Origin of the sequence: Actinomycetospora sp. CA-053990 (genome assembly GCF_050948445.1) — a bacterium.
Lineage (GTDB): Bacteria > Actinomycetota > Actinomycetes > Mycobacteriales > Pseudonocardiaceae > Actinomycetospora > Actinomycetospora callitridis.
In genome coordinates, this window is the sequence record NZ_CP192043.1 from 4,530,596 (window position 1) to 4,552,840 (window position 22,245).

Annotated in this window: 19 protein-coding genes and 2 tRNA genes; 19 read left to right on the forward strand and 2 right to left on the reverse strand. The window is 70.4% G+C overall.

Annotated features, from left to right (window positions below):
• Positions 1–66 precede the first annotated feature (66 nt).
• The 8 genes from ACQPYN_RS23215 to ACQPYN_RS23250 all read left to right on the forward strand — a co-directional run bounded on the left by ACQPYN_RS23215 (position 67) and on the right by ACQPYN_RS23250 (position 7,281).
• Entirely contained in the window at positions 67–2,103 is a 2,037-nt protein-coding gene (locus ACQPYN_RS23215) for an SDR family oxidoreductase (protein WP_433028225.1), read from the forward strand.
• Positions 2,100–3,725 (forward strand): AMP-binding protein, encoded by a 1,626-nt coding sequence (locus ACQPYN_RS23220; RefSeq protein WP_433028227.1) that lies wholly within the window; start codon positions 2,100–2,102, stop codon positions 3,723–3,725. Before ACQPYN_RS23215 ends, ACQPYN_RS23220 begins: the two co-directional genes overlap by 4 nt.
• Before the next feature lie 123 nt (positions 3,726–3,848).
• Positions 3,849–4,355, forward strand: coding sequence for a PH domain-containing protein (locus ACQPYN_RS23225; protein ID WP_433028229.1), 507 nt, complete (start codon positions 3,849–3,851; stop codon positions 4,353–4,355).
• Positions 4,352–5,824 (forward strand): PH domain-containing protein, encoded by a 1,473-nt coding sequence (locus tag ACQPYN_RS23230; RefSeq protein WP_433028231.1) that lies wholly within the window; start codon positions 4,352–4,354, stop codon positions 5,822–5,824. Before ACQPYN_RS23225 ends, ACQPYN_RS23230 begins: the two co-directional genes overlap by 4 nt.
• Before the next feature lie 10 nt (positions 5,825–5,834).
• Entirely contained in the window at positions 5,835–6,509 is a 675-nt protein-coding gene (gene orn, locus ACQPYN_RS23235) for an oligoribonuclease (RefSeq protein ID WP_433028233.1), read from the forward strand.
• 97 nt (positions 6,510–6,606) lie between these two features.
• Positions 6,607–6,993 carry a cupin domain-containing protein gene (locus tag ACQPYN_RS23240; RefSeq protein ID WP_433028235.1) on the forward strand — a complete coding sequence of 129 codons (387 nt, stop codon included), beginning with the start codon at positions 6,607–6,609 and terminating at the stop codon, positions 6,991–6,993.
• Between the two features lie 80 nt (positions 6,994–7,073).
• Positions 7,074–7,146, forward strand: a tRNA-His gene (locus ACQPYN_RS23245).
• A gap of 62 nt (positions 7,147–7,208) precedes the next feature.
• Positions 7,209–7,281, forward strand: a tRNA-Lys gene (locus ACQPYN_RS23250).
• A gap of 203 nt (positions 7,282–7,484) precedes the next feature.
• On the opposite strand, the gene ACQPYN_RS23255 is transcribed toward ACQPYN_RS23250, so the two are convergent.
• Positions 7,485–7,694 (reverse strand): hypothetical protein, encoded by a 210-nt coding sequence (locus tag ACQPYN_RS23255; protein WP_433028237.1) that lies wholly within the window; start codon positions 7,692–7,694, stop codon positions 7,485–7,487.
• A gap of 620 nt (positions 7,695–8,314) precedes the next feature.
• Here ACQPYN_RS23255 and ACQPYN_RS23260 point away from each other — a divergent pair.
• From ACQPYN_RS23260 to ACQPYN_RS23295, 8 genes are all read left to right on the forward strand, one after another.
• On the forward strand, positions 8,315–9,226 hold the full coding sequence (locus tag ACQPYN_RS23260) for an alpha/beta hydrolase (RefSeq protein ID WP_433028239.1): 912 nt from the start codon (positions 8,315–8,317) through the stop codon (positions 9,224–9,226).
• A gap of 76 nt (positions 9,227–9,302) precedes the next feature.
• The gene (locus ACQPYN_RS23265) at positions 9,303–10,919 is read left to right on the forward strand and encodes a flavin-containing monooxygenase (RefSeq protein WP_433028241.1); all 1,617 of its coding nucleotides are present in this window, start codon (positions 9,303–9,305) and stop codon (positions 10,917–10,919) included.
• A 24-nt stretch (positions 10,920–10,943) separates the two neighbouring features.
• Positions 10,944–11,246, forward strand: coding sequence for a YciI family protein (locus tag ACQPYN_RS23270; protein WP_433028243.1), 303 nt, complete (start codon positions 10,944–10,946; stop codon positions 11,244–11,246).
• A 35-nt stretch (positions 11,247–11,281) separates the two neighbouring features.
• Entirely contained in the window at positions 11,282–12,871 is a 1,590-nt protein-coding gene (locus ACQPYN_RS23275; RefSeq protein ID WP_433028245.1) for a class I adenylate-forming enzyme family protein, read from the forward strand.
• A gap of 72 nt (positions 12,872–12,943) precedes the next feature.
• On the forward strand, positions 12,944–13,357 hold the full coding sequence (locus ACQPYN_RS23280; RefSeq protein WP_433028247.1) for a nuclear transport factor 2 family protein: 414 nt from the start codon (positions 12,944–12,946) through the stop codon (positions 13,355–13,357).
• A 195-nt stretch (positions 13,358–13,552) separates the two neighbouring features.
• Positions 13,553–15,151, forward strand: coding sequence for an acyl-CoA carboxylase subunit beta (locus tag ACQPYN_RS23285; protein ID WP_433028249.1), 1,599 nt, complete (start codon positions 13,553–13,555; stop codon positions 15,149–15,151).
• Between the two features lie 7 nt (positions 15,152–15,158).
• Positions 15,159–17,159: a biotin carboxylase N-terminal domain-containing protein gene (locus ACQPYN_RS23290; RefSeq protein ID WP_433028251.1), complete on the forward strand. Its 2,001-nt coding sequence runs from the start codon at positions 15,159–15,161 to the stop codon at positions 17,157–17,159.
• Complete coding sequence (locus ACQPYN_RS23295; RefSeq protein ID WP_433028253.1) at positions 17,156–18,961, forward strand: acyclic terpene utilization AtuA family protein; 1,806 nt, start codon at positions 17,156–17,158, stop codon at positions 18,959–18,961. The genes ACQPYN_RS23290 and ACQPYN_RS23295 overlap by 4 nt, the downstream gene beginning before the upstream one ends.
• Here the strand turns inward: ACQPYN_RS23295 and ACQPYN_RS23300 are convergent.
• A complete protein-coding gene (locus ACQPYN_RS23300; protein ID WP_433028256.1) occupies positions 18,935–19,576 on the reverse strand; it encodes a TetR/AcrR family transcriptional regulator in 642 nt (213 codons plus the stop codon). The two genes, ACQPYN_RS23295 and ACQPYN_RS23300, sit on opposite strands and share 27 nt — an antisense overlap.
• Before the next feature lie 466 nt (positions 19,577–20,042).
• On the opposite strand from ACQPYN_RS23300, the gene ACQPYN_RS23305 reads away from it, so the two are divergent.
• From ACQPYN_RS23305 to ACQPYN_RS23315, 3 genes are all read left to right on the forward strand, one after another.
• Positions 20,043–20,819 carry a hypothetical protein gene (locus ACQPYN_RS23305; protein WP_433028259.1) on the forward strand — a complete coding sequence of 259 codons (777 nt, stop codon included), beginning with the start codon at positions 20,043–20,045 and terminating at the stop codon, positions 20,817–20,819.
• A 525-nt stretch (positions 20,820–21,344) separates the two neighbouring features.
• A complete protein-coding gene (locus tag ACQPYN_RS23310; RefSeq protein WP_433028262.1) occupies positions 21,345–21,521 on the forward strand; it encodes a DUF1918 domain-containing protein in 177 nt (58 codons plus the stop codon).
• A gap of 105 nt (positions 21,522–21,626) precedes the next feature.
• Positions 21,627–21,944, forward strand: coding sequence for a PASTA domain-containing protein (locus tag ACQPYN_RS23315; RefSeq protein ID WP_433028265.1), 318 nt, complete (start codon positions 21,627–21,629; stop codon positions 21,942–21,944).
• Positions 21,945–22,245 lie beyond the last annotated feature (301 nt).

The window sequence follows — 22,245 nt, forward strand, 5'->3', positions numbered from 1 at the left end:
GCTGGAGTGACCCGTCGGTAACCGGCACGTGGCGGAGCGTCGTGCCCTGTGCCACGATCCTCCGCCATGCGGTATCTGGTGACCGGCGGTACCGGGTTCCTGGGCCGAGCGGTCCTCACCCGTCTGCTCCAGCGCGACGACTGCGAAGCGGTGTACGCGCTCGTCCGTGAGGGCTCACGCGACCGGCTGCTGCGCCGGCTCGCCGACGCCCCCGGGCACGAGAAGGTCGTCCCCGTCGTCGGCGACCTGACGCGCCCGCGCCTCGGCCTGCACGACGCCGAGATCGACGGGCTGGCCGGGCGGGTCGACCACGTCCTGCACCTCGGCGCGATCTACGACATCACCGCCGACGACGACACCAACCGCGCGGCCAACGTCGACGGCACGCGCGGGGTGGTCGAGCTGGCCTCCCGCCTCGGCGTCTCCTGCCTGCACCACGTGTCCTCGGTCGCCGTGGCCGGCGAGTACGAGGGCACCTTCACCGAGGACGACCTCGACGTCGGCCAGGAGTTCGGCAACCCGTACCACGAGACGAAGTACCGGGCCGAGCGCATCGTGCGCGAGGAGTCGACGGTGCCGTGGCGCGTCTACCGGCCCGCCGTCGTCGTGGGCGACTCGCAGACCGGCGAGATGGACAAGATCGACGGGCCGTACTACCTGCTCACCGCGATCTCGCTGCTCGGCCGGTTTGCCCCGGGTCAGTGGCTCAGCGCGCTGCGCCTCGCGGTGCCCGAGCTGGGCGCCACCAACGTCGTCCCGGTCGACTTCGTCGCCGACGCGATGGTCCACCTGGTCCACCAGCCGGGCATGGACCACCGCGCGTTCCACCTCGTCCACCCGCGCCCGCAGCCGCTCTCCGAGGTCTACAACGCCCTCGCCGACGCGCTCGGCGCCCCGAAGCTGCAGGCCACGATGCCCACGGTCGTCGGCTCCCTGGTGAAGCGCGGCGCCGAGCAGGCCGCCCGGGTCCCCGCGCTCGCCGCCGCCCGCGACATCGCCCTCGCCGAGCTCGACATCCCGCCCGAGGTGCTCCCCCACCTGACGTTCGGCGCCACCTTCAGCAGCGCCGAGACCCGCCGCGCCCTCGACGGCACCGGCATCGCGAGCCCGGAGATCGGCGACTACGCCCGGGTGCTCGTCGACTGGTGGCGCGAGCACCTCGACCCCAACCGTCACCGCAGGCCCCGTCCCGGCGGACCGCTCCAGGGCCGGCGCGTGGTCATCACCGGCGCCTCCTCGGGCATCGGGCGCGAGACCGCGTTCAAGGTCGCGCGGGCCGGCGGCGTGCCGCTGCTCGTGGCGCGCCGCACCGAGGAGCTCGAGGAGGTCCGCACCGAGATCGAGCGCGACGGCGGCCAGGCCTGGGTGTACTCGTGCGACATCACCGACGGCGAGTCGGTCGACGCCCTGGTCAAAGCGATGATCAACGATCACAGCGGACCCGACACGGGCATCGACATGCTGGTCAACAACGCCGGCCGCTCGATCCGCCGCGGCGTGCGTCTCGAGGTCGACCGCTTCCACGACTTCGAGCGCACGATGGCCATCAACTACTTCGGCGCGGTCCGACTGACGCTCGCGCTGCTGCCGCACATGCTCGAGCGGCGGTTCGGGCACATCGTGGACATCTCGTCGATCGGGGTGCAGACGGGCCCGCCGCGGTTCTCCGCGTACGTCGCGAGCAAGGCCGCGATGGACGCCTGGGCCGACATCGTCGCCACCGAGGTGCTCGGCGAGGGCGTCACGTTCACGACCGTGCACATGCCGCTGGTGCGCACGCCCATGATCGCCCCGACCCGCATCTACGACGCCTTCCCCACCGACTCCCCCGAGGAGGCGGCGGACAAGGTGCTGCACGCGCTCATCGACCGCCCCAAGCACGTCGGCACGGTGCTGGGGACGCTCGGCGCGGTGTCCGGCGCGCTGACACCGCGGTTGAAGGACGCCGTCATGCACGTCGCATATCGGGTGTTCCCCGAATCTGCCGCGGCCCGTGAGGGTAGTGAGCAGGAACGGCGTGACGACGACCGGACGCTCGACACGGGCCCGCTCTCGCGCGGCGCCCAGGCCATGGCCCGACTTCTCCCTGGAGTGCACTGGTGAAGACCCCGTTCGGCACCCCCACCGAGCTCGCGACCGGGCTGCGGCTGCTGACGGACGCGGGCGTCATCGCCCCGGTGGCACCGCACCGGGCCGCGTTGTTCCCGACCGCGCTGTACCGCTACGGCTTCACGCCGACCACCGCCTTCGTCGTCGGCCGCTGGCGCCACCCCGACCGCGTCGCGATCGTCGACGACCGCGGCACGGTGACGTTCAAGGAGATCCACGAGCGCACCGACCGGCTCGCCCGCGCCCTCGCGGACCGCCGCGTCGGCCCCGGCAGCCGCGTCGCCGTGCTGTGCCGCAACCACCGCGGCCCCATCGAGACGATCCTCGCCGTCTCGAAGCTCGGCGCCGACGTCGTCCTGCTCAACACCGGGCTCTCGCCGTCGCAGATGAAGGCCGTCGCCGAGGAGCAGGAGATCGGCACGATCGTCGTCGACTCCGACCTCACCGACCGCCTCGACGAGGTGCCCGACAGCGTGAAGCGCGTCTTCGCGTGGACCGAGGGCGCCGGGTGCTGGGGCGACGACACCCTCGAGGGCCTCATCGGCGCCGACGGCTCCAAGGCGCTGGCCACCAAGCCGCCGGTCGGCAAGACGATCGTGCTGACCTCGGGCACCACGGGCACGCCCAAGGGCGCCGAGCGTCCCTCGCCGAACGGCATCGGCGTCGTCAACGCGATCCTCTCCCGCATCCCGCTCTCGGCCCGCGAGCACGCCCTGGTCTCGGCGCCGCTGTTCCACACGTGGGGTTTCGCGGCGTTCCAGATCGGCTCGCTGATGGGCTCGACGCTGGTGCTGCGGCGCAAGTTCGACCCCGAGGACGCGCTGGCCCAGCTCGCCCAGCACCGCTGCACGTCGATGTTCGCGGTGCCGGTGATGCTCCAGCGCATCCTCGAGCTCGAGGACGAGGTGAAGGCCCGCTACGACGTGTCGGCGCTCAAGACCGTCACCGCCACCGGCTCGGCGATGCCCCCGGCGAAGGTCACCGAGTTCCTCGAGACCTTCGGCGACAAGCTCTACATGCTCTACGGCTCCACCGAGGTGTCGTGGGCGTCGATCGCCAAGCCCGAGGAGCTGCGCTCCGAGCCCGGCACCGCCGGACGCCCGCCCGTCGGCACCACGGTGAAGATCCTGGGTGACGACGACCAGGAGCTCCCCGCCGGCGAGACCGGCCGCATCTTCGTCGGCAACGACATGCTGTTCACCGGCTACACCGGCGGGCGCGGCGAGACCGAGGTCGTCGACGACATGCTCGGCACCGGCGACCTCGGGCACTACGACCGCCACGGACTGCTGTTCATCTCCGGCCGCGCCGACGACATGATCGTCTCCGGTGGCGAGAACATCCACGCCGGCGAGGTCGAGGGCCTGCTCGCCGACATGGACGGGGTCAAGGAGGCCGCGGTCGTCGGCGTCGACGACGAGGAGTACGGCCAGCGACTCGCGGCCTACCTCGTGCTCGAGTCGGGGGCGAAGGTCGACGCGGACGCCGTGCGCGACCACGTCAAGAACAACCTCGCCCGCTTCGCGAGCCCCCGCGACGTCGAGTTCCTCGACGAGCTCCCGCGCAACAACACCGGCAAGGTGCTCAAGTCGGAGCTCGGGTCCTCGGAGTCGTGAGGGCCTCGTGAGTGTCAGCGGCGTGGCGCCGCAGACATCCAGTGTCTGTAGGGCCACGCAGTCGACGTCGGCGAGGCCCTCGCGAGCGAGCAGACGGATGCCGGGATTGGGCAGACTGGCCCGGTGACCACGCCGGAGCCGGGCGCCTCGCGGTTGCGCGCGCCCGCGCACCGCGTGAGCCCGCGCGCGCGGTCATGGTGGGCGCTGCGGTCGGCGATCACCTCGGTCGGCCTGCTGATCCCCCAGGTCGTCGTCGCCGTCGTCCTGCCGACCTACACCTCGCTGATGATCCTCACCGGCGTGGCGACGGTCGTCCTCGGTGTCGCGCACCTGCTCGTCGTCCCCCGCTGGCGCTACGCCCTGCACCGCTGGGAGATCACCGACGACGCCGTCCACACGCTCTCTGGCTGGCTGCGCCTCGAGTGGCGCATCGCCCCGATCTCGCGGGTCCAGACCGTCGACACCGACCGCGGGCCGCTGCAGCGCGCCTTCGGCCTCTCCTCGGTGACGGTCACCACGGCCTCCGCCAGCGGTGCGCTGACGATCGACGGGCTCGACGCCGACGCCGCGGTCGACCTCGCCGACCGGCTGACGAGGGTCACGGAGCACCTCGGTGGCGACGCGACGTGAGCGTCGACGTCGGCTGGCAGCGCCTCGACCGCCGGATGCTCGTCGTCCACCCCGCCGTCGACCTGGCCAAGCTCCTCCCGGTCCTCCTGGTCATCGCGATCACCGGCGGCTCCAGCGACGACCGCTGGCGCCTCGGCGGCGGCATCGCCCTCGCCGTCGCGGTGCTCGCGTTCGGCATCTCGCGCTGGTTCACGACGTCCTACCGGATCGGCACCGACCGCGTGGAGCTGCGCACGGGCCTGCTGCGCCGCCACCACCGCAGCGTGCACCGCGACCGCATCCGCACCGCCGACCTCACGGCCAACCCGGCCCACCGCCTGTTCGGGCTCGCGGTGGTGCGCGTGGGCACGGGGCGGCGCGAGGGTGGCGACGACGCCGAGCTGACCCTCGACGCCGTGCGCCGCGTCGAGGCCGAGCGGCTCCGCGCCCTGCTGCTCGGCGAGGCCCCGGCCGACGCCGCCGCGCCGGTGCCCGAGCTCGCCCGCCTGCACTGGAGCTGGGTGCGCTTCGCGCCGCTGACGTTCTCGGCGATCGCCGTCGTGGGCGTGGTGTGGGTCGGGCTCTTCCGCCTCGCCGAGGAGTTCTCCCTGCGGGCGCCGGTCACCGAGACCCTGCGCGAGGGCGCCGGGCGCGCGCCGGTGTGGCTCGGCGCGGTCGCCCTGCTCGCCACGGCGGTCTTCGGGGCGGCCGTCGTGTTCGTCGAGGGCTGGTGGGGCTACCGGCTCACGCGTGCCGACGACGGCGGCCTCGTGCTGCGCCGCGGCCTGCTGACCCGCCGGACCCTGTCCCTCGAGGGCCGGCGCCTGCGCGGCGTCGAGCTCGACGAGCCGCTGCTGGTGCGCCTCGGCCGGGGTGCGCGCCCGCTGGCCCTGACCACCGGTCTGCGCGCCGACGGCCAGGGCGAGCACGTCGGCGCCGTCGGCCCGGCGATGCCCCGGCGCCGGGCCCACCAGGTGGCCGCCGGCGTGCTCGGCGTGGGCGAGGAGGAGGGCACGCGCGCCCTGCTCGTCCGCCACCCGCGCGCGGCCGTCGTCCGCCGCCTGACCCGGGGCGTCGGTCCGGTGCTGGTCGTCTGCGCCGTGCTGCTCGTCCGACCCGAGGCCCCGGCCGACCCCATCGTCGTGCCGGTCCTGCTCGGCGCCTCCGTGCTGCTCGCCGTCGACCGGATCCGGTCGCTGGGGCACGCGCTCACGGGCACGCACCTCGTCAGCCGCCACGGCGCCTGGGTGCGGCGCACCGTCGTCCTGCGCCGCGGCGGCGTGATCGGCTGGCGGCTCACCCAGTCGCTGACCCAGCGCCGCGCCGGGCTCGTCACCCTGCACGCGGTGACCGCCGCCGGCCGCGGCCGCTACGAGGTGCTCGACGTCGGCGCCGACCGCGCCCTGGAGCTGGTCGAGGACATCACCCCCGGCCTGCTGGCACCCTTCGTGATCGACGGCCGAGGGGCCGCGCGGCTCGTGCGCCGTTAGGGTCGACCGGGTGAGTGCCCGTCTGGTGTGGATCGACTGCGAGATGACCGGACTCGACCTGCGGAACGACGCGCTGATCGAGATCGCGGCCCTGGTGACCGACGCGGACCTCGTCCCGTTCGGTGAGGGTGTCGACGTCGTCATCCACGCGTCCGACGAGTCCCTGGACAACATGCCGGACGTCGTCCGCGACATGCACGCCAAGTCGGGTCTGACCGACGAGGTGCGGCAGTCGACGGTGACGATGGCCGAGGCCGAGAAGCTCGTCCTCGACTACATCCGCGAGCACGTGCCCGAGGGCCGCTCGGCGCCTCTGTGCGGCAACTCGATCGCCACCGACCGCGGCTTCCTCGCCCGCGACATGCCCGAGCTCGACGGCTACCTGCACTACCGGATGGTCGACGTCAGCTCGATCAAGGAGCTGTGCCGGCGCTGGTACCCGCGCATCTACTACTCGCAGCCGGAGAAGGGGCTCGCCCACCGCGCGCTCGCCGACATCCGCGAGTCGATCCGCGAGCTCGAGTACTACCGCCGCACGGCCTTCGTGCCCCTGCCCGGCCCGACCACCGACGAGGCCCAGGCCGCGGCCGCGTCGGTGGTCGCCGAGGACCGCGCCGGCGTCGTCGCGGCAGAGTCGTCGCAGGCCGGCCCCGCCGGCGGCCAGGCACCCCCGCCGGGCGCCTAGCCACGGTTTCGGCGCCGGCCCCGACCGGACATCCCCGCGCCGTCCGCCTCGAGCCACGGGGGCGACCCACCCGTCGCCACTGCCTCGAGGAGGCTCGATGCCGCACGTCACCGCCGTCGCCGACCAGCGGTGGGAGACCTGGGACGACCCCGTCCGGGGACGCCTCGACTGGTGCCTGCTGGACGACGGCCGCAGCCCGTCCCCCGAGTCCGTGACGACGGGCGTCATGACGTTGGGCGAGGACGGCTGGCTGGGCCGGCACCGTCACGCCGCGCCCGAGGTCTACTACGTCCTCGAGGGCGACGCGGTGGTCGCGGTCGACGACGACGAGGTCCGCGTCGGCACCGGGAGCCTCGTGCGACTGCCCGGCGACGCCGAGCACGGCATCCGCGCCGTCGACGGCTCGGTGCGCGTGCTGTTCGTCTTCCCGACCGCGCCCTTCGACCACGTCGCCTACCGCTTCAGCGCGGACGCCGTCGCGTGAGGGCTCCCGGTCGCAAGCCGCTCGCGCCCGGCTTGTAGGCTCGTACGCGACTCACCGGGGCCTCCCCGGAGAGGCCAATGGTGGGTGTAGCTCAGTTGGCAGAGCACTGGGTTGTGATCCCAGGTGTCGCGGGTTCAAGTCCCGTCACTCACCCGGACGGCAGTGGTCCACCCGCTGTCGGATCGGAACGCTGGCTTTGCTAGGGTTTCGATCACGCGCCGTTAGCTCAATGGGCAGAGCAAGTGACTCTTAATCACTGGGTTCGGGGTTCGAGTCCCTGACGGCGCACCCTTTTCGCAGGTCACAGCTCTACGGAGCGATCTTCCAAGTGACTCCAGATCGTTCCGGGGCACGTTTACTCCGGGCGAGCAAGCTAGTTGAAGATCTTTAGTGTGTAGATTTTCTTGACCAGCCGACGTGACCTGAGCGCTCGAGCATGACCCACGGGATGTGCTCAAAGATCTCGGCGATGTGCGCGTACGCCAGATTCGTCAGCTCTGATCGGTACGCACCCGAGTGGAACGACTCCACAAGCCGGCGCGTCGCGCCTTGAGTTCGTCGACGACCGGTGGCGTGTCCCACGGACCGAGCTCCAGACGCTGCGCGGCGGAGGGTCGGCTCGACTGGGTGATCGTCTTCTCAGGGAGGGCCCGCGCCTCGCTCCGCAACGCCTCGGCTTTCGCGCCCAGTTCGAACTCCACCGCACGTCCTTCCCGCGACACCGGCGATCGGAGGGGCCGAGCCGACGCGTGCCGCGTCGGTACACCGCTGTCCGGGGGACCAGCGCAACCTGATCAGAACTGATTCATGGGTCGATCTTGCTGTCGCTGGGTTGCCCTTCGGCCCTCATCAGCCGCGCCTGCGCCTTCGACCGCGCCCTCGGGTTGGACGCCCTGTTTCGCGCGACCCGCTGGACAACGGCCAGCACCCGACGTCGCCGCCACGAAGACCCCCTTGTCCACTCCGGTTCCACGGCAATCTGGACGTTTCCGCCGACCCAAGGTGCTGGAACGGATGCCCACCTGACTGTCGCATCATCTTCGCGCCAGCACGCGAGCGGAATGACCTGGGGCGATGGGCGCCGCGCCGCCAGCGGTGCGGCAACAGTTGACTTGCATGTCAACTTGTGAGTACAGTCACCTCCAGCTCGAGAGGGAGCGCTTCCGGCGAGGCGGTGGCGCGACGGCCACCGGCGTGGATCCCGTGACGGGCCACCCGAGAACACGGTGGCCTGCAGGAGCAGACAGAGATTCCGATCAGCTGCCCGTCGGCGGGCTGCGTTCACGGCAGAACCAGTCGTAGGGCGAGGGAGACGAGCGCGGTGGCCAGCACTGAGTCGGCGACACAGAAGTCCCACTACCAGTCGATCACCGACAGGATGGCGGCCGATTCGGGAATGGGCCTGGCGGCCTTGCGCTCCATCTTCGAGGAGCTCGCGGACCTCGCGGCGGAGCCGGAGGACGTCACCTACGCCGAGGTCGACACGGCCGGAGCGCGGGGCATCTGGTGCAAGCCGCTGGCCGCCGCGCCCGATGCCGCCGTCCTCTACACCCACGGTGGCGGGTTCGTGGGGAACACCGCCAGCAGCCACCGCAAGATGGCGGGGCACCTCGCGAAGGCGGCCGGCGTGGCGACCTTCGTCCTCGACTACGCCCTCGCTCCCGAGCGACCGTTCCCGTCCCAGGTCGAGGAAACAGTGGCGGCGTACCGCTGGCTGAACGAGCAGGGCTTCCCGACCGACCGCATCGCGGCGGCCGGCGACTCAGCGGGTGGCAACCTCGCCATCGCGGCGACGCTCAAGCTCCGCGAGCTCGGGGAGCAGCTCCCCGCAGCGATCTGCGCGTTCTCGCCGTGGGTGGACATGGAACACCTGGGCAAGACACTCGAGACCAACGCCGACACGGACGCGCTTGTCTCCATGGGCGTGGTCACCCTGATGGGTCAGATGTACCTCGGCGAGTCCGGGTCGCCGACCGACCCCCTGGCCAACCCTCTGCACGCCGACCTCAGCGGGTTGCCTCCGCTGTTCATCGCCGCAGGTGAGCACGAGACGTTGCTCGACGACTCCGAACGCCTCGCCCAGCGCGCTCGCGACTCCGGCGTCTCGGTCGAGTTCACCACCTACCCCGAGCAGCAGCACGTCTTCACCTTCATGGCAGGACGGGCGCCCGAAGCAGATCAAGCAATCTCGGCGGCGGCCACCTGGCTGCGGCCTCACCTCGGGTTGTCCTGAACCCGACCCTGCCGCACCGCCTCGTTGACACTCGAGCGAAGGAGACCCTTCCGTGTCCGACCCAGAATCCACGTCCGTGGACACCGACGCCGTCGTGGTCGGCGCGGGGTTCGCCGGCATCCGCATGCTCATCGAACTCCAGAAGCTCGGCCTCACGGCCGTGGCCCTGGAGGCCGGCTCCGACCTGGGCGGGACCTGGTACTGGAACCGCTACCCGGGCGCCCGCACCGACAGCGAGAGCTGGTCGTACTGCTTCCCGTTCCCGGAGATCGAGCAGGCCTGGAACTGGGTCGAGCGCTACCCCGGTCAGGAAGAGGTCCAGCGCTACATCGGCTTCGTCGCCGACCGCTTCGACGTCCGCCGCAACGTCCGCTTCGGCCAGCGGGTGACCTCGGCGCACTACGACGACGCCAGCGCGCGGTGGGCCATCACCACCGAAGACGGCTCGAGCTTCACCTGCACGTACTTCTTCACCGCGCTCGGGCACCTCTCCGTGCCCCAAGAGCCCACCTTCCCCGGGCGTGGCTCCTTCCGGGGCGAGGTGTACCAGACCTCTCAGTGGCCGAAGGAGAAGGTCGACTTCACCGGCAAGCGCGTGGCCGTCATCGGCACGGGAGCGTCAGGGATCCAGGCGATCCCCCACATCGCCCAGGCGGCCGAACACCTGACGGTCTTCCAGCGCACCCCGAACTACGTCATGCCGGCCCAGAACCACGACCTCGACGACGACTTCCGGCGCACCATCAAGGACTCCTACCCCGAAGTCTGGTCGATGGCACGCAACCACGTGTTCGGCTTCCCGATGGGCCCGGCCGGACGCACGTACGACGACGTGGCCGACGACGCCGAGCGCGACCGCATCTTCGAGGAGGGTTGGCAAGCCGGCGGGTTCCACTTCGTCTTCGAGACCTTCGACGACCTGATCCTCGACCAGCGGTCGAACGACGCGGCCGCCGAATTCATCCGGAAGAAGATCCGCGACACCGTCCACGACCCCGCTACCGCTGAGCTGCTGAGCCCGCGCGGCTACCCCTACGTCTCGAAGCGCCCTCCGTCGGGCACGAACTACTACGAGACCTTCAACCGCGACAACGTCTCGCTGGTCGACATCAGCCAGAACGCGATCGAGACCCTCACCGAGACCGGATTGCGGACCGGCGGCCAGGACTACGAGTTCGACGTCATCGTGTTCGCGACGGGCTTCGACGCCGTCACCGGGGCGATCTCGAAGATCGACATCCGCGGCGAGCACGGCGTCGAGCTCAAGGAGCAGTGGAGCGGCGGTCCGGAGACGTTCCTGGGGATCGGCAGCGCCGGTTTCCCCAACATGTTCATGATCTGTGGGCCGCAGAGCGCCTACGCGAACATCCCGGTCATCATCGAGAAGGTCGTGGAATGGTTGTCGCGGGCCATCGAGCACATGCGTGAGCATGGCTACCAGTCCATGCAGCCGACCCCGCAGGCGGTCGAGGGGTGGACCAAGCTCGTCGCGGACATCTTCGGCATGACCTTGCTGCCCGCGGGCGAGTCGGCGCACTCCTGGTACCTCGGTGCCAACACCCCGGGGAAGCCTCGACGCGTCCTGTTCTACTTCGGTGGCGCCGCCGGCTACTTCCAGGAACTCGACAAGGTCGCCGACGCCGATTTCGAGGGGTTCGACTTCTCCCAGGCCCCCGCCGTCGCGGCCCGCTGACGCTCTCGACAGAAACGAGGTCCGATGTTCGTCGTCGTCAGTGCCTACAACCGGGCGTTCGGTCGCGGCGAGCCCGTGCGCAGTGAGCACCTCGAGTTCGTGAAGAGCTGTCACGACGACGGACTGTTCGTCGCGTCGGGTCCGCGGCGACCCGCCGTCGGCGGCCTCATCATCGCGCGCGGCGACGACGAGCAGGAACTACGGACTCTGATGCTGAAAGACCCCTTCGTCCGCGACGGGATCGCCTCCTACGAGTTCTTCGGGTTCCGTCCGTCGCGGGCTGTCGGACCCGAACTCGCCGAACAGGACACCGTCCTGCACGAGTGACCCTTCCGGACAGGACAACCGAGGGAACGACCACAATGACTGATCCAGCCGCGTCCCGCGGCTCCGCGATCCTCGCGTCGAGCACGCTGCCGGAGTTGCTGTCCCACGCAGCACGCGACGGCGAGGTTCCCTTCCTCCGTTGCCCGGAGCGGACCTTGACCTATGCCGAGTTCGCGCACGCCGTCGACCAGTTCGCGAGCGGCCTGCGCGAGCTCGGGATCACCCAGGGGGATCGCGTCGCCATCGCCGCCCCCAACTCGGCGGAGTGGCTGATCACCTGGTTCGCGACGGCCAAGGTCGGCGCGATCCTGGTGACGCTGAACGTGGCGTACCGGGAGCGCGAGTTCGACTTCATGCTCAACCAGTCCGGCTCGGTGATGCTGCTGACCAGCGCGCAGGACGGGGGCTTCGACTTCGTCTCCTTCCTCGACCGTCTCCGTCCGCAGATACCCTCCGTTCGACACTTCGTGTTCCTCGGCGGTGCGGGCTTCCCAGGCAGTCACCGGTGGGAGGATGTCCGTGTTCCCGACGACGGCCCCGCTGCCGATCCGGACACCGGTCTCGTGGCCCCCGAGGACCCTGCGGTCATCCTCTACACGTCGGGGACCACCGGCGAGCCCAAGGGCGCGACGCTCACCCACGCCGGCATCCTCGCGTCCGCCAGCGCGCAGGCCGAGCACCTCGCCCAGACATCCGGCGACGTCGCGATCGGTCACATGCCGCTCAACCACGTCGGTGGACTGACCTGCACGGTCACTGCCTCGATGGTGGTGCAGGGCAGCGTGGCCCTCCTGCCCCGGTACAGCCCGGCACAAGCGCTGAACAGCATCGGGCGACACGGCGTCACCATCTTCATCGGCGTCCCGACGATGTACACGAAGATGATGGAACTGCCCGAGTTCTCCGGCATGGACGTCTCGTCGGTCCGCACGTGCGTCATCGGTGGGTCGAACGTCGAGCCGGCCATGGGCCGGCGCATCATCGAGGCCTTCGACGGCGCACGCCTGGCCAACCTGTACGGGCTGTCGGAGACAGCGGGTGGCTGCATCATCTCCGCCGCGGACGACGACCTGGACACCCTGGTGGAGACCCTGGGCGTGCCCATCGGGGACTTCGAGGTCCGCATCGCCGACGACGACAACCACGCCCTTCCGCCCGACGCCGACGGCGAGCTCCAGATCCGGGGCGACTGCGTCTCCCCCGGCTACTGGGACCTGGAAGCACCGTCGACCTTCCTGCCGGACGGCTGGCTCGCCACCGGCGACATGGCGCTGCGACGCCCGGACGGACGCGTGACGCTGCGCGGCCGGAAGAAGGAGATGTACATCCGCGGCGGTTACAACGTCTACCCCGCCGAGGTCGAGAACGTCATCGCGGGCGAACCCTCGGTCGCCATGTGCGCGGTCATCGGCGTGCCCGACGAGGTGAACGGCGAGGTCGGGAACGCCTACGTCGTCCCGGCGGCGGGAGCCACCGCCGATCCGGAGGCGCTGCTCGACCTGTGTCGGATCAAGCTGGCCCGGTACAAGGTCCCCGCTCGGATCGTCGTCGTCGACTCGTTGCCGCTCACCCCTTCCGGAAAGATCAAGAAGGTGGCGCTACGGGACGCGATGGTCTCGCCGTAGCGCGATCGAGCGGCCCTCCGCCAGCTCCACAATCGTCGATCGTTCTCTCCCGACAATCACCAGGAGGAATCCGTGTCCACGGACAAGAACAAAGAAATTGTACGAAACGCCTGCCAGTACATCAGTGACCGCGACTTCCCCGCGTTGTTCGACCTCATCGACGAGGACGGCACCTGGACGCTGCCGAATCGACCGGACCGGTTCGCGTACGGAGGTCGCTACGACAAGCCGGGCTGGAGGAATCTCCTCGAGGGCTTCCTCAACCCGTTCGACGAGTTCCGCTTCGACGTGCACACCCTCACGGCGGAGGAGGATCGCGTCGTCGTTGAGGCGACCACTGCGGGAGTCGGACCGGGCGAGGCCAAATACAACAACAACTACCTGCTGATGTTCAAGCTGCGCGACGGGAAAATCTACGAAGTGACGGAGTCGCTCGACCCCTTCCAGGTTCTCGTCTATGTCGAGCAGATTCCGACCTCGTCGTAGTCCTTGGTCCAACTGCTGGCTCACCGGGCGGCACGGAGAGAGACCCGGCGGCGGCCGTGCCCGCGCCCCGGTGCGTGACCGATACCGCCGACGGAGAACGTGAGGATGTGGAGCAGTGATTGCAGGACGCGTCCCGCTCGGCCCGCGAGTCCGGCAGACGCCGCACGGAATCACGCGACCAACGAGGTGGCCGACGTGGCTGTCCTGACCTCGACGCTCGAACCAACCTCCGATCGCTTCCAGATCGACCGCAGCGCGATGCTGGCAGCACTGGCCGAACTCGAGGTACTGGCCGCCCGCGTCCTGACTGCCGGCGGCGAACGAGCGGTGGCGAAGCACTGGGCTCGAGGGAGCCTGCTGGCTCGTGAACGGATCGACCTGCTGCTCGACCAGGACGCCCCGTTTCTCGAGCTGTCGATGTTCGCTGGCGCCCACGAGCCGGACGAGCAACCCGGCGGACGACTGATCACCGGGATCGGGCCGGTGTCCGGCGTCGAGTGCGTGATCATCGCGAACGAGCCCACCGTGAAGGGCGGATCGCTCAACCCGTCCTCGGTGGCGCGCCAGCTGCGCGCGCTCGACATCGCCGGGCACAACCGCCTGCCCGTGATCAGCTTGGTGCAGTCGGGCGGAGCCGATCTCCCCCGCCAAGAGGAGATCTTCGTCAACGGTGGGCGCATCTTCCGCGAGCTCACCCGGCTCTCCGCGGCAGGTATCCCCACGATCGCGCTGGTGTTCGGCAGCTCGACAGCCGGCGGCGCCTACGTGCCGGGCATGAGCGAGTACACGGTCTTCGTCAAGGAGCAGGCGGCGGTCTACCTCGGTGGCCCGCCGCTGGTGAAGATGGCCACCGGCGAGGACGTCGACGACGAGACGCTGGGTGGGGCCGAGATGCACGCCCGCGCATCCGGGCTCGCCGACTACCTGGCCGTCGACGAGCGTGACGCCCTGCGGATCGGCCGGCAGATCATCGCCCACCTCGGATGGCGTAAGCAGGGCCCGGGCCCCTCGCTGCCCGCCGACGAGCCGCTCTTCCCGGCCGAGGAGCTCCTGTCCTGTGCCGCGGCCGAGGCGCGACGGTCGGTCGAGGTGCGCGACGTCCTCGCCCGCGTCCTCGATGGGTCCCGATTCGACGAGTTCAAGCCTCTCTACGGCACCCAGCTCGTCTGCGGGTGGGGCTCGCTGCACGGCTTCCCGGTCGGGGTCCTCGCGAACAACGGGATCCTGTTCTCGGAGGAGTCGCAGAAGGGCGCGCACTTCATCCAGCTCGCCAACGCGCGGGACACCCCGTTGCTCTTCGTCCAGAACATCACCGGGTTCATGGTGGGTTCCGCGGTCGAGCGGGGCGGCATCATCAAGGACGGCGCCAAGCTGATCAACGCTGTCTCCAACTCCGCCGTCCCGCACCTCACGTTGATGATCGGCGCGTCGTACGGCGCCGGCAACTACGGGATGTCGGGGCGCGCCTTCGATCCCCGGTTCGTGTTCACCTGGCCCAACCACCGCATCGCGGTCATGGGTGGGACCCAGCTCGCCGGCGTCATGTCGATCATCCGGAGAGCGGCCGCCGAGCGGTCCGCGAGCTCCTACGACGAGGCCACCGACGCCGCGGTCCGCGCCGAGACCGAGGCGATGATCGAGGCGCAGTCGAGCGCGTTGAACGCCACCGGTCACCTGTGGGACGACGGGGTCATCGACCCGCGCTACACCCGCACGGTCCTCGGGCTCGCGCTCTCCGCCGTGCATTCCGGCCCGGTCGAGGGCACCACCCGATTCGCGCCCTTCCGGATGTGAGGCACTGGTGACCACGATCCGCAGCCTGCTCGTCGCGAACCGGGGCGAGATCGCCCGGCGAGTGTTCCGCACCGCCGGTGCGCTCGGGATCCGGAAGATCGCGGTGTTCTCCGATCCCGACGCCGACGCCCCCCACGTGCGGGACGCCGACGTGGCCGTCCCGCTCGGTGGCTCGACAAGCACCGAGACGTACCTCGATCTGGAGAAGGTGCTCGACGCCGCGCGCCGGTCCGGGGCCGACGCGATCCACCCGGGCTACGGGTTCCTCTCGGAGAATGCCGAGTTCGCCATGGCGTGCTCCGAGGCCGGCGTCCTCTTCGTCGGGCCCGCCCCCGACTCCATGACGGAGATGGGGCTGAAGAACCGGGCCAAGGAGATCGCTCGCAAGGCCGGAGTCCCGGTCCTGCCCGACGCCGTCATCGAGGGCGACGACGAGACCTCGTGGCGCGAGGCCGGCGACCAGGTCGGTTACCCCCTGCTCGTCAAGGCGATCGCGGGTGGCGGGGGCAAGGGCATGCGCCGTGTCGATGGGCCGACCGACCTGGTCGAAGCGATCCGGGGCGCCCGCCGCGAAGCAGGTTCGTCGTTCGGCAACACCACGGTGTTCTGCGAGCGCTACCTGGCTGTCGCGCGACACGTCGAGATCCAGGTGTTCGGCGACGCCCACGGCAACGCGATCCACCTCGGGGAGCGCGAATGCTCCGTGCAGCGACGACACCAGAAGGTCCTGGAGGAGGCCCCGTCCCCCGCCGTCGACGCGGAGCTGCGCGAACGCATGGGAGCGACGGCGGTGTCGCTCGTCCGGGAGCTCGGCTACCTCGGCGCCGGCACCGTGGAGTACCTGCTCGACGACAGCACAGGACAGTTCTACTTCCTGGAGATGAACACCCGACTCCAGGTCGAGCACCCGGTCACCGAGGAGGTCACCGGCCTCGACCTGGTCCGTCTCCAACTCGACGTCGCGCAGGGCAAGCCTCTCGGCTTCACACAGCGGGAGGTGCACCAGCGGGGTCACGCTCTCGAGGTCCGGCTCTACGCCGAGGACACCACCCGCGACTTCCTCCCCACACCGGGGCCGCTGTACCGCTACTCGCACCCCGACCTACCGGGTATCCGCTTCGAGGACGGCGTCGCGGCTCCCGGTGAGGTGTCTGCGTATTACGACCCCATGCTCGCCAAGATCGTCGCGCACGGCGAGAGCCGGGTGGAAGCCGCCGCCCGGCTCGCGGCCGCGCTGGACGCGACGCAGGTCCACGGGACGATCACCAACCGCGAATCCCTGGTCGCGCTGCTGCGCGACCCGGACTTCCTCGCGGGCGAGACGCACACCGATTTCCTCGACCGGCACCCCGACCTGCTGTGTCCGCGGCGGACGACCCCCGATGTCGTGCACCTCGCCGCCGCCGTGGCGGTCGGCGCCGCTCTCCGACGCGCTGCCGCCCCCGTCGCCATCCGCGTCGAGCCCGGCTTCCGGCTGATCCCCGGCCGCCCGCTGACGTCGGCCACGTGGACAGCTGCGGACGACCACGAGATCGAGATCGGCTACTGGCTCGGCGCGGCGAGCGGTGACACCGCCCTCACGCTCGAGGTGGACGGTGAAGGCCACGAGCTCGGGTTGCGTGGCCTCGGTACCGACGAGGTCAGGGTGAGGTTCGCGGGCCTCGAGCACCACTGCACGGTCGTCGAGTACGCCGACGGGTCGGTCTGGGTGAACTCCCCCGGGGCCCAGACGTCGTGGCGGCAGGACCCGCGGCTACCGGACCCGGACGCCGTCGCCGCCGGCGGTGGTCCCGTCGCCCCGATGTCGGGGACCGTCGTGCACGTCGGGGTCGCGCCCGGTGACGTGGTGGAGACCGGCCAGACGCTGGTCGTCCTCGAGGCGATGAAGATGGAGCACCCGGCCCTGGCGGCCGGTCCGGGCGTGGTCGACGCCGTCCTCGTCGAGGTCGGACAGTACGTCGAGGCCAAGGCCGTACTGGTCGCCGTGACCCCGCAGGCGGACTCGTGACCACGCCACCGCTGCGAGTCGCGAACTGCTCTGGATTCTTCGGCGACCGTCTTTCCGCCGCGCGGGAGATGGTCGACGACGGACCGATCGACGTCCTCACCGGCGACTGGCTGGCCGAGCTCACCATGGGTGTCCTGCTCAAGCAGCGCGACCGCGACCCGGAGGCCGGGTACGCGCGGACCTTCCTCACGCAGCTCGAGGACGTGCTGGCGGACTGTCTCGAGCGCGGAATCCGCATCGTGTCCAACGCCGGCGGTCTCAACCCGCGCGCCTGCGCGGCGAAGGTCGAACAGATCGCCTCGAACCTCGGGCGTACCGTGCGGGTCGCGGTCGTGGACGGCGACGACGCCACAGAGGTCGTTCGTCGCGCACGCGACGACGGTTGGACCGCTGCCCACCTGGACACGGCGACACCGTTCGATGAGCTCGGCGTCGAGGTCGACGTCGCGTCGGCCTACCTCGGATGTTGGGGCATCGCCGAGGCGCTCCAGGAGGGGGCCGACATCGTCATCACCGGACGGGTGAGCGACGCGTCGGTCATCGTGGGTCCGGCCGCCTGGCACTTCGGGTGGGTGAGAGATGACTGGGACGCCCTCGCGGGAGCCGTCGCCGCAGGCCACGTCATCGAGTGCGGAGCCCAGGCCACCGGCGGGAACTTCTCCTTCTTCTCCGAGGTCCCGGCGCTCGAACGCCCCGGCTTCCCGCTGGCCGAGATCGCGGCCGACGGGTCTGCCGTGATCACCAAGCACCCGGGGACCGGCGGCGCCGTCACCGTGGAGACGGTCACGGCTCAGCTGCTCTACGAGATCGACGGGCCCCGCTACCTCAACCCCGATGTCGTCGCACGATTCGACACGCTCACCCTCGAGCAGGAGGGACCGGACCGGGTCCGGGTCTCGGGAACGCGGGGCGAGCCGGCCCCGGACGCGGTGAAGGTCGGTCTGATCACGACGCCGGGCCACCGCAACAGCGTCACATTCGTGATCACGGGCGACGAGGTGCCGGCGAAGGCGGACCTCGCCCAGCGTGCCCTCTGGACGGCGATCCCCGGCGGGGAGAAGGCCTTCGACGAGGTCGATGTCCGCCTCCTCCGCACCGACCGCCCCGACCCTGGGGCGCCCGACGAGGCCACGGCGTTGCTGACGGTCAGCGTCTCCAGCCGTGACCGTTCCTCCGTGGCGCAGCTGGCCCGCGCGGCCGTCGAGACTGGGCTGAGCAGCTATCCCGGCTTCTACCTCACCGCGCCACCGTCCGGCGGCTCGGCCTACACCGTGTTCTGGCCGACCCTGCTGCCCACCGCGGACTTCCCCCAGACCGTCTCGTTCGAGGGCCGCGAGTGGACGGCGGCACCCCCTCCCACCCAGCCCGTTCCACCCGCTCCACCCACCGCTGCGCCCTCGCCGGCCCGGTCCCTTGCGGGACCCACCGTCCGCTCACCCCTGGGGACCGTCCTGGGCTCCCGGTCGGGCGACAAGGGCGGCAACGCCACGCTCGGGGTGTGGACGCGCGACGACCGCACCTACGACTGGCTGACGGGCTGGCTCACCGAGGACCGCTGGCGCGAGCTGCTCCCCCAGGCTCGCGGGCTGGCCCTCCGTCCATGGTGGATGCCGAACCTCCGGGCCGCCGGCGTGACCGTCGTGGGCCTCCTCGGACGGGGTGTGGGCGCCAACCTGCACCTCGACTCGCAGGGCAAGGGGCTCGGCGAGTACCTGCGGGCACGGCACGTCGAGCTCCCCGCGGCGCTCCTTGAGGTGCCCGGGGCCGCGGGAGCGTCAGCTCCCAGACCCGACGGCGTCTGAGGACCGGGGCGCACCCCGCACCGCTGGTGTCGACGAACTCTGGACCAGCCGCCCCGACTCGTCGAGCCTCATCCCGATGGCCTGGGCCCAGAGCCTGGTCAGGGTCTCGACAGCCAGCTCCTCGTCATACGGGACGCCGTGGAAGAACCACAACAACGTGAAGTGCTCGATCATCCCGCCCAACATCGACGCCGCCATCGCGGCATCGAGGTTCGGGTCGGCGAGCCCCCGCTCCTGGAGCCGTCGGATGCCGGCCTCGTTGCGGAGGAGGAACGGCTCGCGGATGCGGAGCTTCAGTTCACGGAACTGGGGGTCGCGGTAGGCGAGCTCCTCGATCATCGCGATCAGCTGCGCATTGCGTGCTGCCACGACGAGGTACTGGCGGTTGCTCGCCCGAATCTTGTCGACCACGTCCCCGTCGGACTTCGAGCGCGCCTGGGACGCGTTGTACATGTCCCCGGTGACGGAGGTGAACAGCTCGTCGAGCACCGACTCCTTGGAGTCGAAGTAGTGATAGAAGACCCCGTAGGACGTGCCGGCCCGCTTCGCGATGTCCGAGATGCGCGCGTCGCGGAAACCCAGCTCCTCGAACACCTCGCGGGCAGCGTTGATCAAGGCTGCCCGAGTCCGCCGACCTCGCGTCGTCGTCGGGGTCGACGACGTGCCGGACAGGAACGCCCCGGCCTGACTCGACCCGGACCCACCGCGTGGCCGTCTCGGTGGGCTCGCCTCCGGTCGGGCCATCGGTTCCTCCCTCGCTCGCTGCGGTGATCCTACCGCGGTGTCGTCGGCGCGACCACGAAAGCCCGACACCTTTGTTGACAAGGGTGTCGACGCAGGGCGGGCCGAACGAGCAGGTCAACGCCGACCATACGAGGTCGCTCGCAACAGTAGTGACTATCGAGTCGACTCGTCGCCGCCGACCCGCTGTACGGCATCGACAGCCTGGGAGCTGAACTCTCTCTGCGAGACGCGGAGCTTGACGCGCTCGCACTCCGGCTCGAGGGCGGTCGTGGTGCGAATCGGCCGCATGGGTCGACACTGTGCCCGTCCGATCCACTCTGCTGGACGGTGACGAGCGATGCCGGAGCATCCAAATCGGTTGCTGGTCCTGGTAGCGGCCGTGGCCCTTGCGACTGTCGTGGTGGCGGGTTGCGCAGCCGGACCGCCCGCTGCGGGCTCGCCCGTCGGCGCCGTCGGTTTCCTCGACGCCGTGATCGCGCAGTCTCCCCTCGAGGACGGGCAGGCGCTCGTGACCCTCCCTGCGAGCATGAGCGGATCGAACCTGCTGGTCGCCGTCGCCATGGGTGACGGACCCGGCCCGGGCGAGGTCAATGCCGAGGCGCAGCACACCCACCTGATCGACAGCGCGGGACACCTCTGGAACCAGCGCGAGCACCACATCGTTTTCGGCTCGATCATCGACGTGTACACGGCCCCGGCCAATGGTCGAGAGCAGGGCTCCACCCTGAGCAGTGAGCTGATCATCAAGGGCGGCGACGAGGGCCACTGCCTGACAGTGCTCGCCTACCGCAACGGCCGCTTCCACTCCACCACCAGCCGCAACGGCAACTTCGGCATCCCGCAGCTTATGCAGGACGCTCCGGCCGGAGCGGATGTACTCACCGCGTTCGGAGACGGCCGCGAGAACACACCCGCCACCCCCGTCACCGGCTTCCGCCCACTCAACATCCTGCCCGTCGACGGCGGGCCGCGTGGCGACCGAGACCTCTACCAGCTCAACCGCCTCGACCCACCCGGCTCCTGGCCCGGCGGCGGGATGCTCACCGGCAACCTCGCCCCACAAGCCTCCGGCTACTGGGGCCTGGTCAACATCAACATCACTCCCGCCTCCTGAGCGAGCCAGCCCTACCGGTTGGGGTTCGACGTCACCGGATGTGCCCTGTGCGGAGCTGCTGGAGGTCGCCGCGACCGGGGTGATCCTGCGGGACGGGCCGGCCGGCTGAAGGTCGGCGCCGCCTCCTCCGAGCGCTCCCGGTTGCTGGAGATGTTCGCCGTGACGCACGAGGTCGCGTCGTCACCAGCAGTGATCTGGCGGCCGACCGGTTGCGGTCGGTGGGCTCGGGGTCCTGTCGGCCCAGGCTGGGCAGCACCCGGTGGTGGGCGGGAGCCACGGACCCGGGCCCGGGCAACCGTGGTCGGACCAGCGCGGCCCTCGCGACGGCGCGCTCGCACCGGTGTCGTTCTGGCACCGCCGCGGGAGGTGTAGGTCGGTCGACCGCGGCGATGGTCGACATCCTGGACGAGCGAGTCATCGCGCCTGGCGGCGTTGACAGCGATCGGCTCACGGGCCAATCGTGGGACCCGCTCAGGTGGGGCTGAAGGCTGGAGGGAAGAAGGCGACCTCGTATGCGGGGCAAACGTGGGAGACCGGATCATTCGACACAGTCGGCGAGTCGATCAGGCTGATCGGGTCGGCACGATCGTGGATCACGGTCAGGACGGCCCGTTCCTGGTGCGCTTCGAGAGGCGGGACCCGTGCCTGGTGTTTCCAGGACCGGACGCCGAGGTCGTCGTGGTGGACGATCCCTCATCATGAGCGTCAACGGTCAGGTGTCGTGTCGTTCCCCGGTCCCGAACCTCGGTGGTGGGCAGTCTGTCGCGCGGGCTCCGAGGCTCGGGCTGGGGGCTCTCGGGAGATGGCATGGGTCGGCGGCGTCGGGTTGCTGAGGTTCCTGACCTGAACGGCCTCTCAGTGCCCGATGCCGAGAACGCGGTGCTCGACGCCGGCCTGCTGCCCCGGCAAGTGTCGCAGGGCTCGGACCTTCCGTGCGCTGGCCGTCAGGACGGTGCGCTTGTTTGCGGGCAGGACCCGCGCCCGCACGCGCGCCTGGTCGCCGGTGGGCAGGTGTGCTTCTGGTGTGCGCCCACAGGAGACGACCCGCCCGGCGGCGGACGTGGGGGCTCCCGGCTGCCGCGAGGTCCCCGGCCCTTGTCGCCCACTGGCTCCAAGCCGTTCTGAACCGGCGACCCGGTTCGCGGGCCGCCTTGCGGCCACCGAGCTTCCCGCGTGCCAGCCCGGCGCATCGCCTCGAGGAGCCCGAAGACCGCCCTCCGCACGAGGGAGCGCCGGTGACCGGGTTCTATGTCGGCATCAGGCGCCTTTCGAGGCGCTGTCGACGATGGTCTCGTCGTGGCGCTGCTCGAAGTACTCAAGATCGCACCGGGGCCACGCTTACCCCGGACGATTTGACAGTCGGAGATCGTCTACGCAGTAGGTGCGAGATCTCTGTATGGCGCCCTTAATGGGAGGACGGCCTGCA

Coding starts and splice junctions, on each gene's coding strand:
- ACQPYN_RS23275 (WP_433028245.1), top strand. CDS start 11,282: ATGACTGATCCAGCCGCGTCCCGCGGCTCCGCGATCCTCGCGTCGAGC.
- ACQPYN_RS23305 (WP_433028259.1), top strand. CDS start 20,043: ATGCCGGAGCATCCAAATCGGTTGCTGGTCCTGGTAGCGGCCGTGGCC.
- ACQPYN_RS23215 (WP_433028225.1), top strand. CDS start 67: ATGCGGTATCTGGTGACCGGCGGTACCGGGTTCCTGGGCCGAGCGGTC.
- ACQPYN_RS23270 (WP_433028243.1), top strand. CDS start 10,944: ATGTTCGTCGTCGTCAGTGCCTACAACCGGGCGTTCGGTCGCGGCGAG.
- ACQPYN_RS23240 (WP_433028235.1), top strand. CDS start 6,607: ATGCCGCACGTCACCGCCGTCGCCGACCAGCGGTGGGAGACCTGGGAC.
- ACQPYN_RS23315 (WP_433028265.1), top strand. CDS start 21,627: ATGGGTCGGCGGCGTCGGGTTGCTGAGGTTCCTGACCTGAACGGCCTC.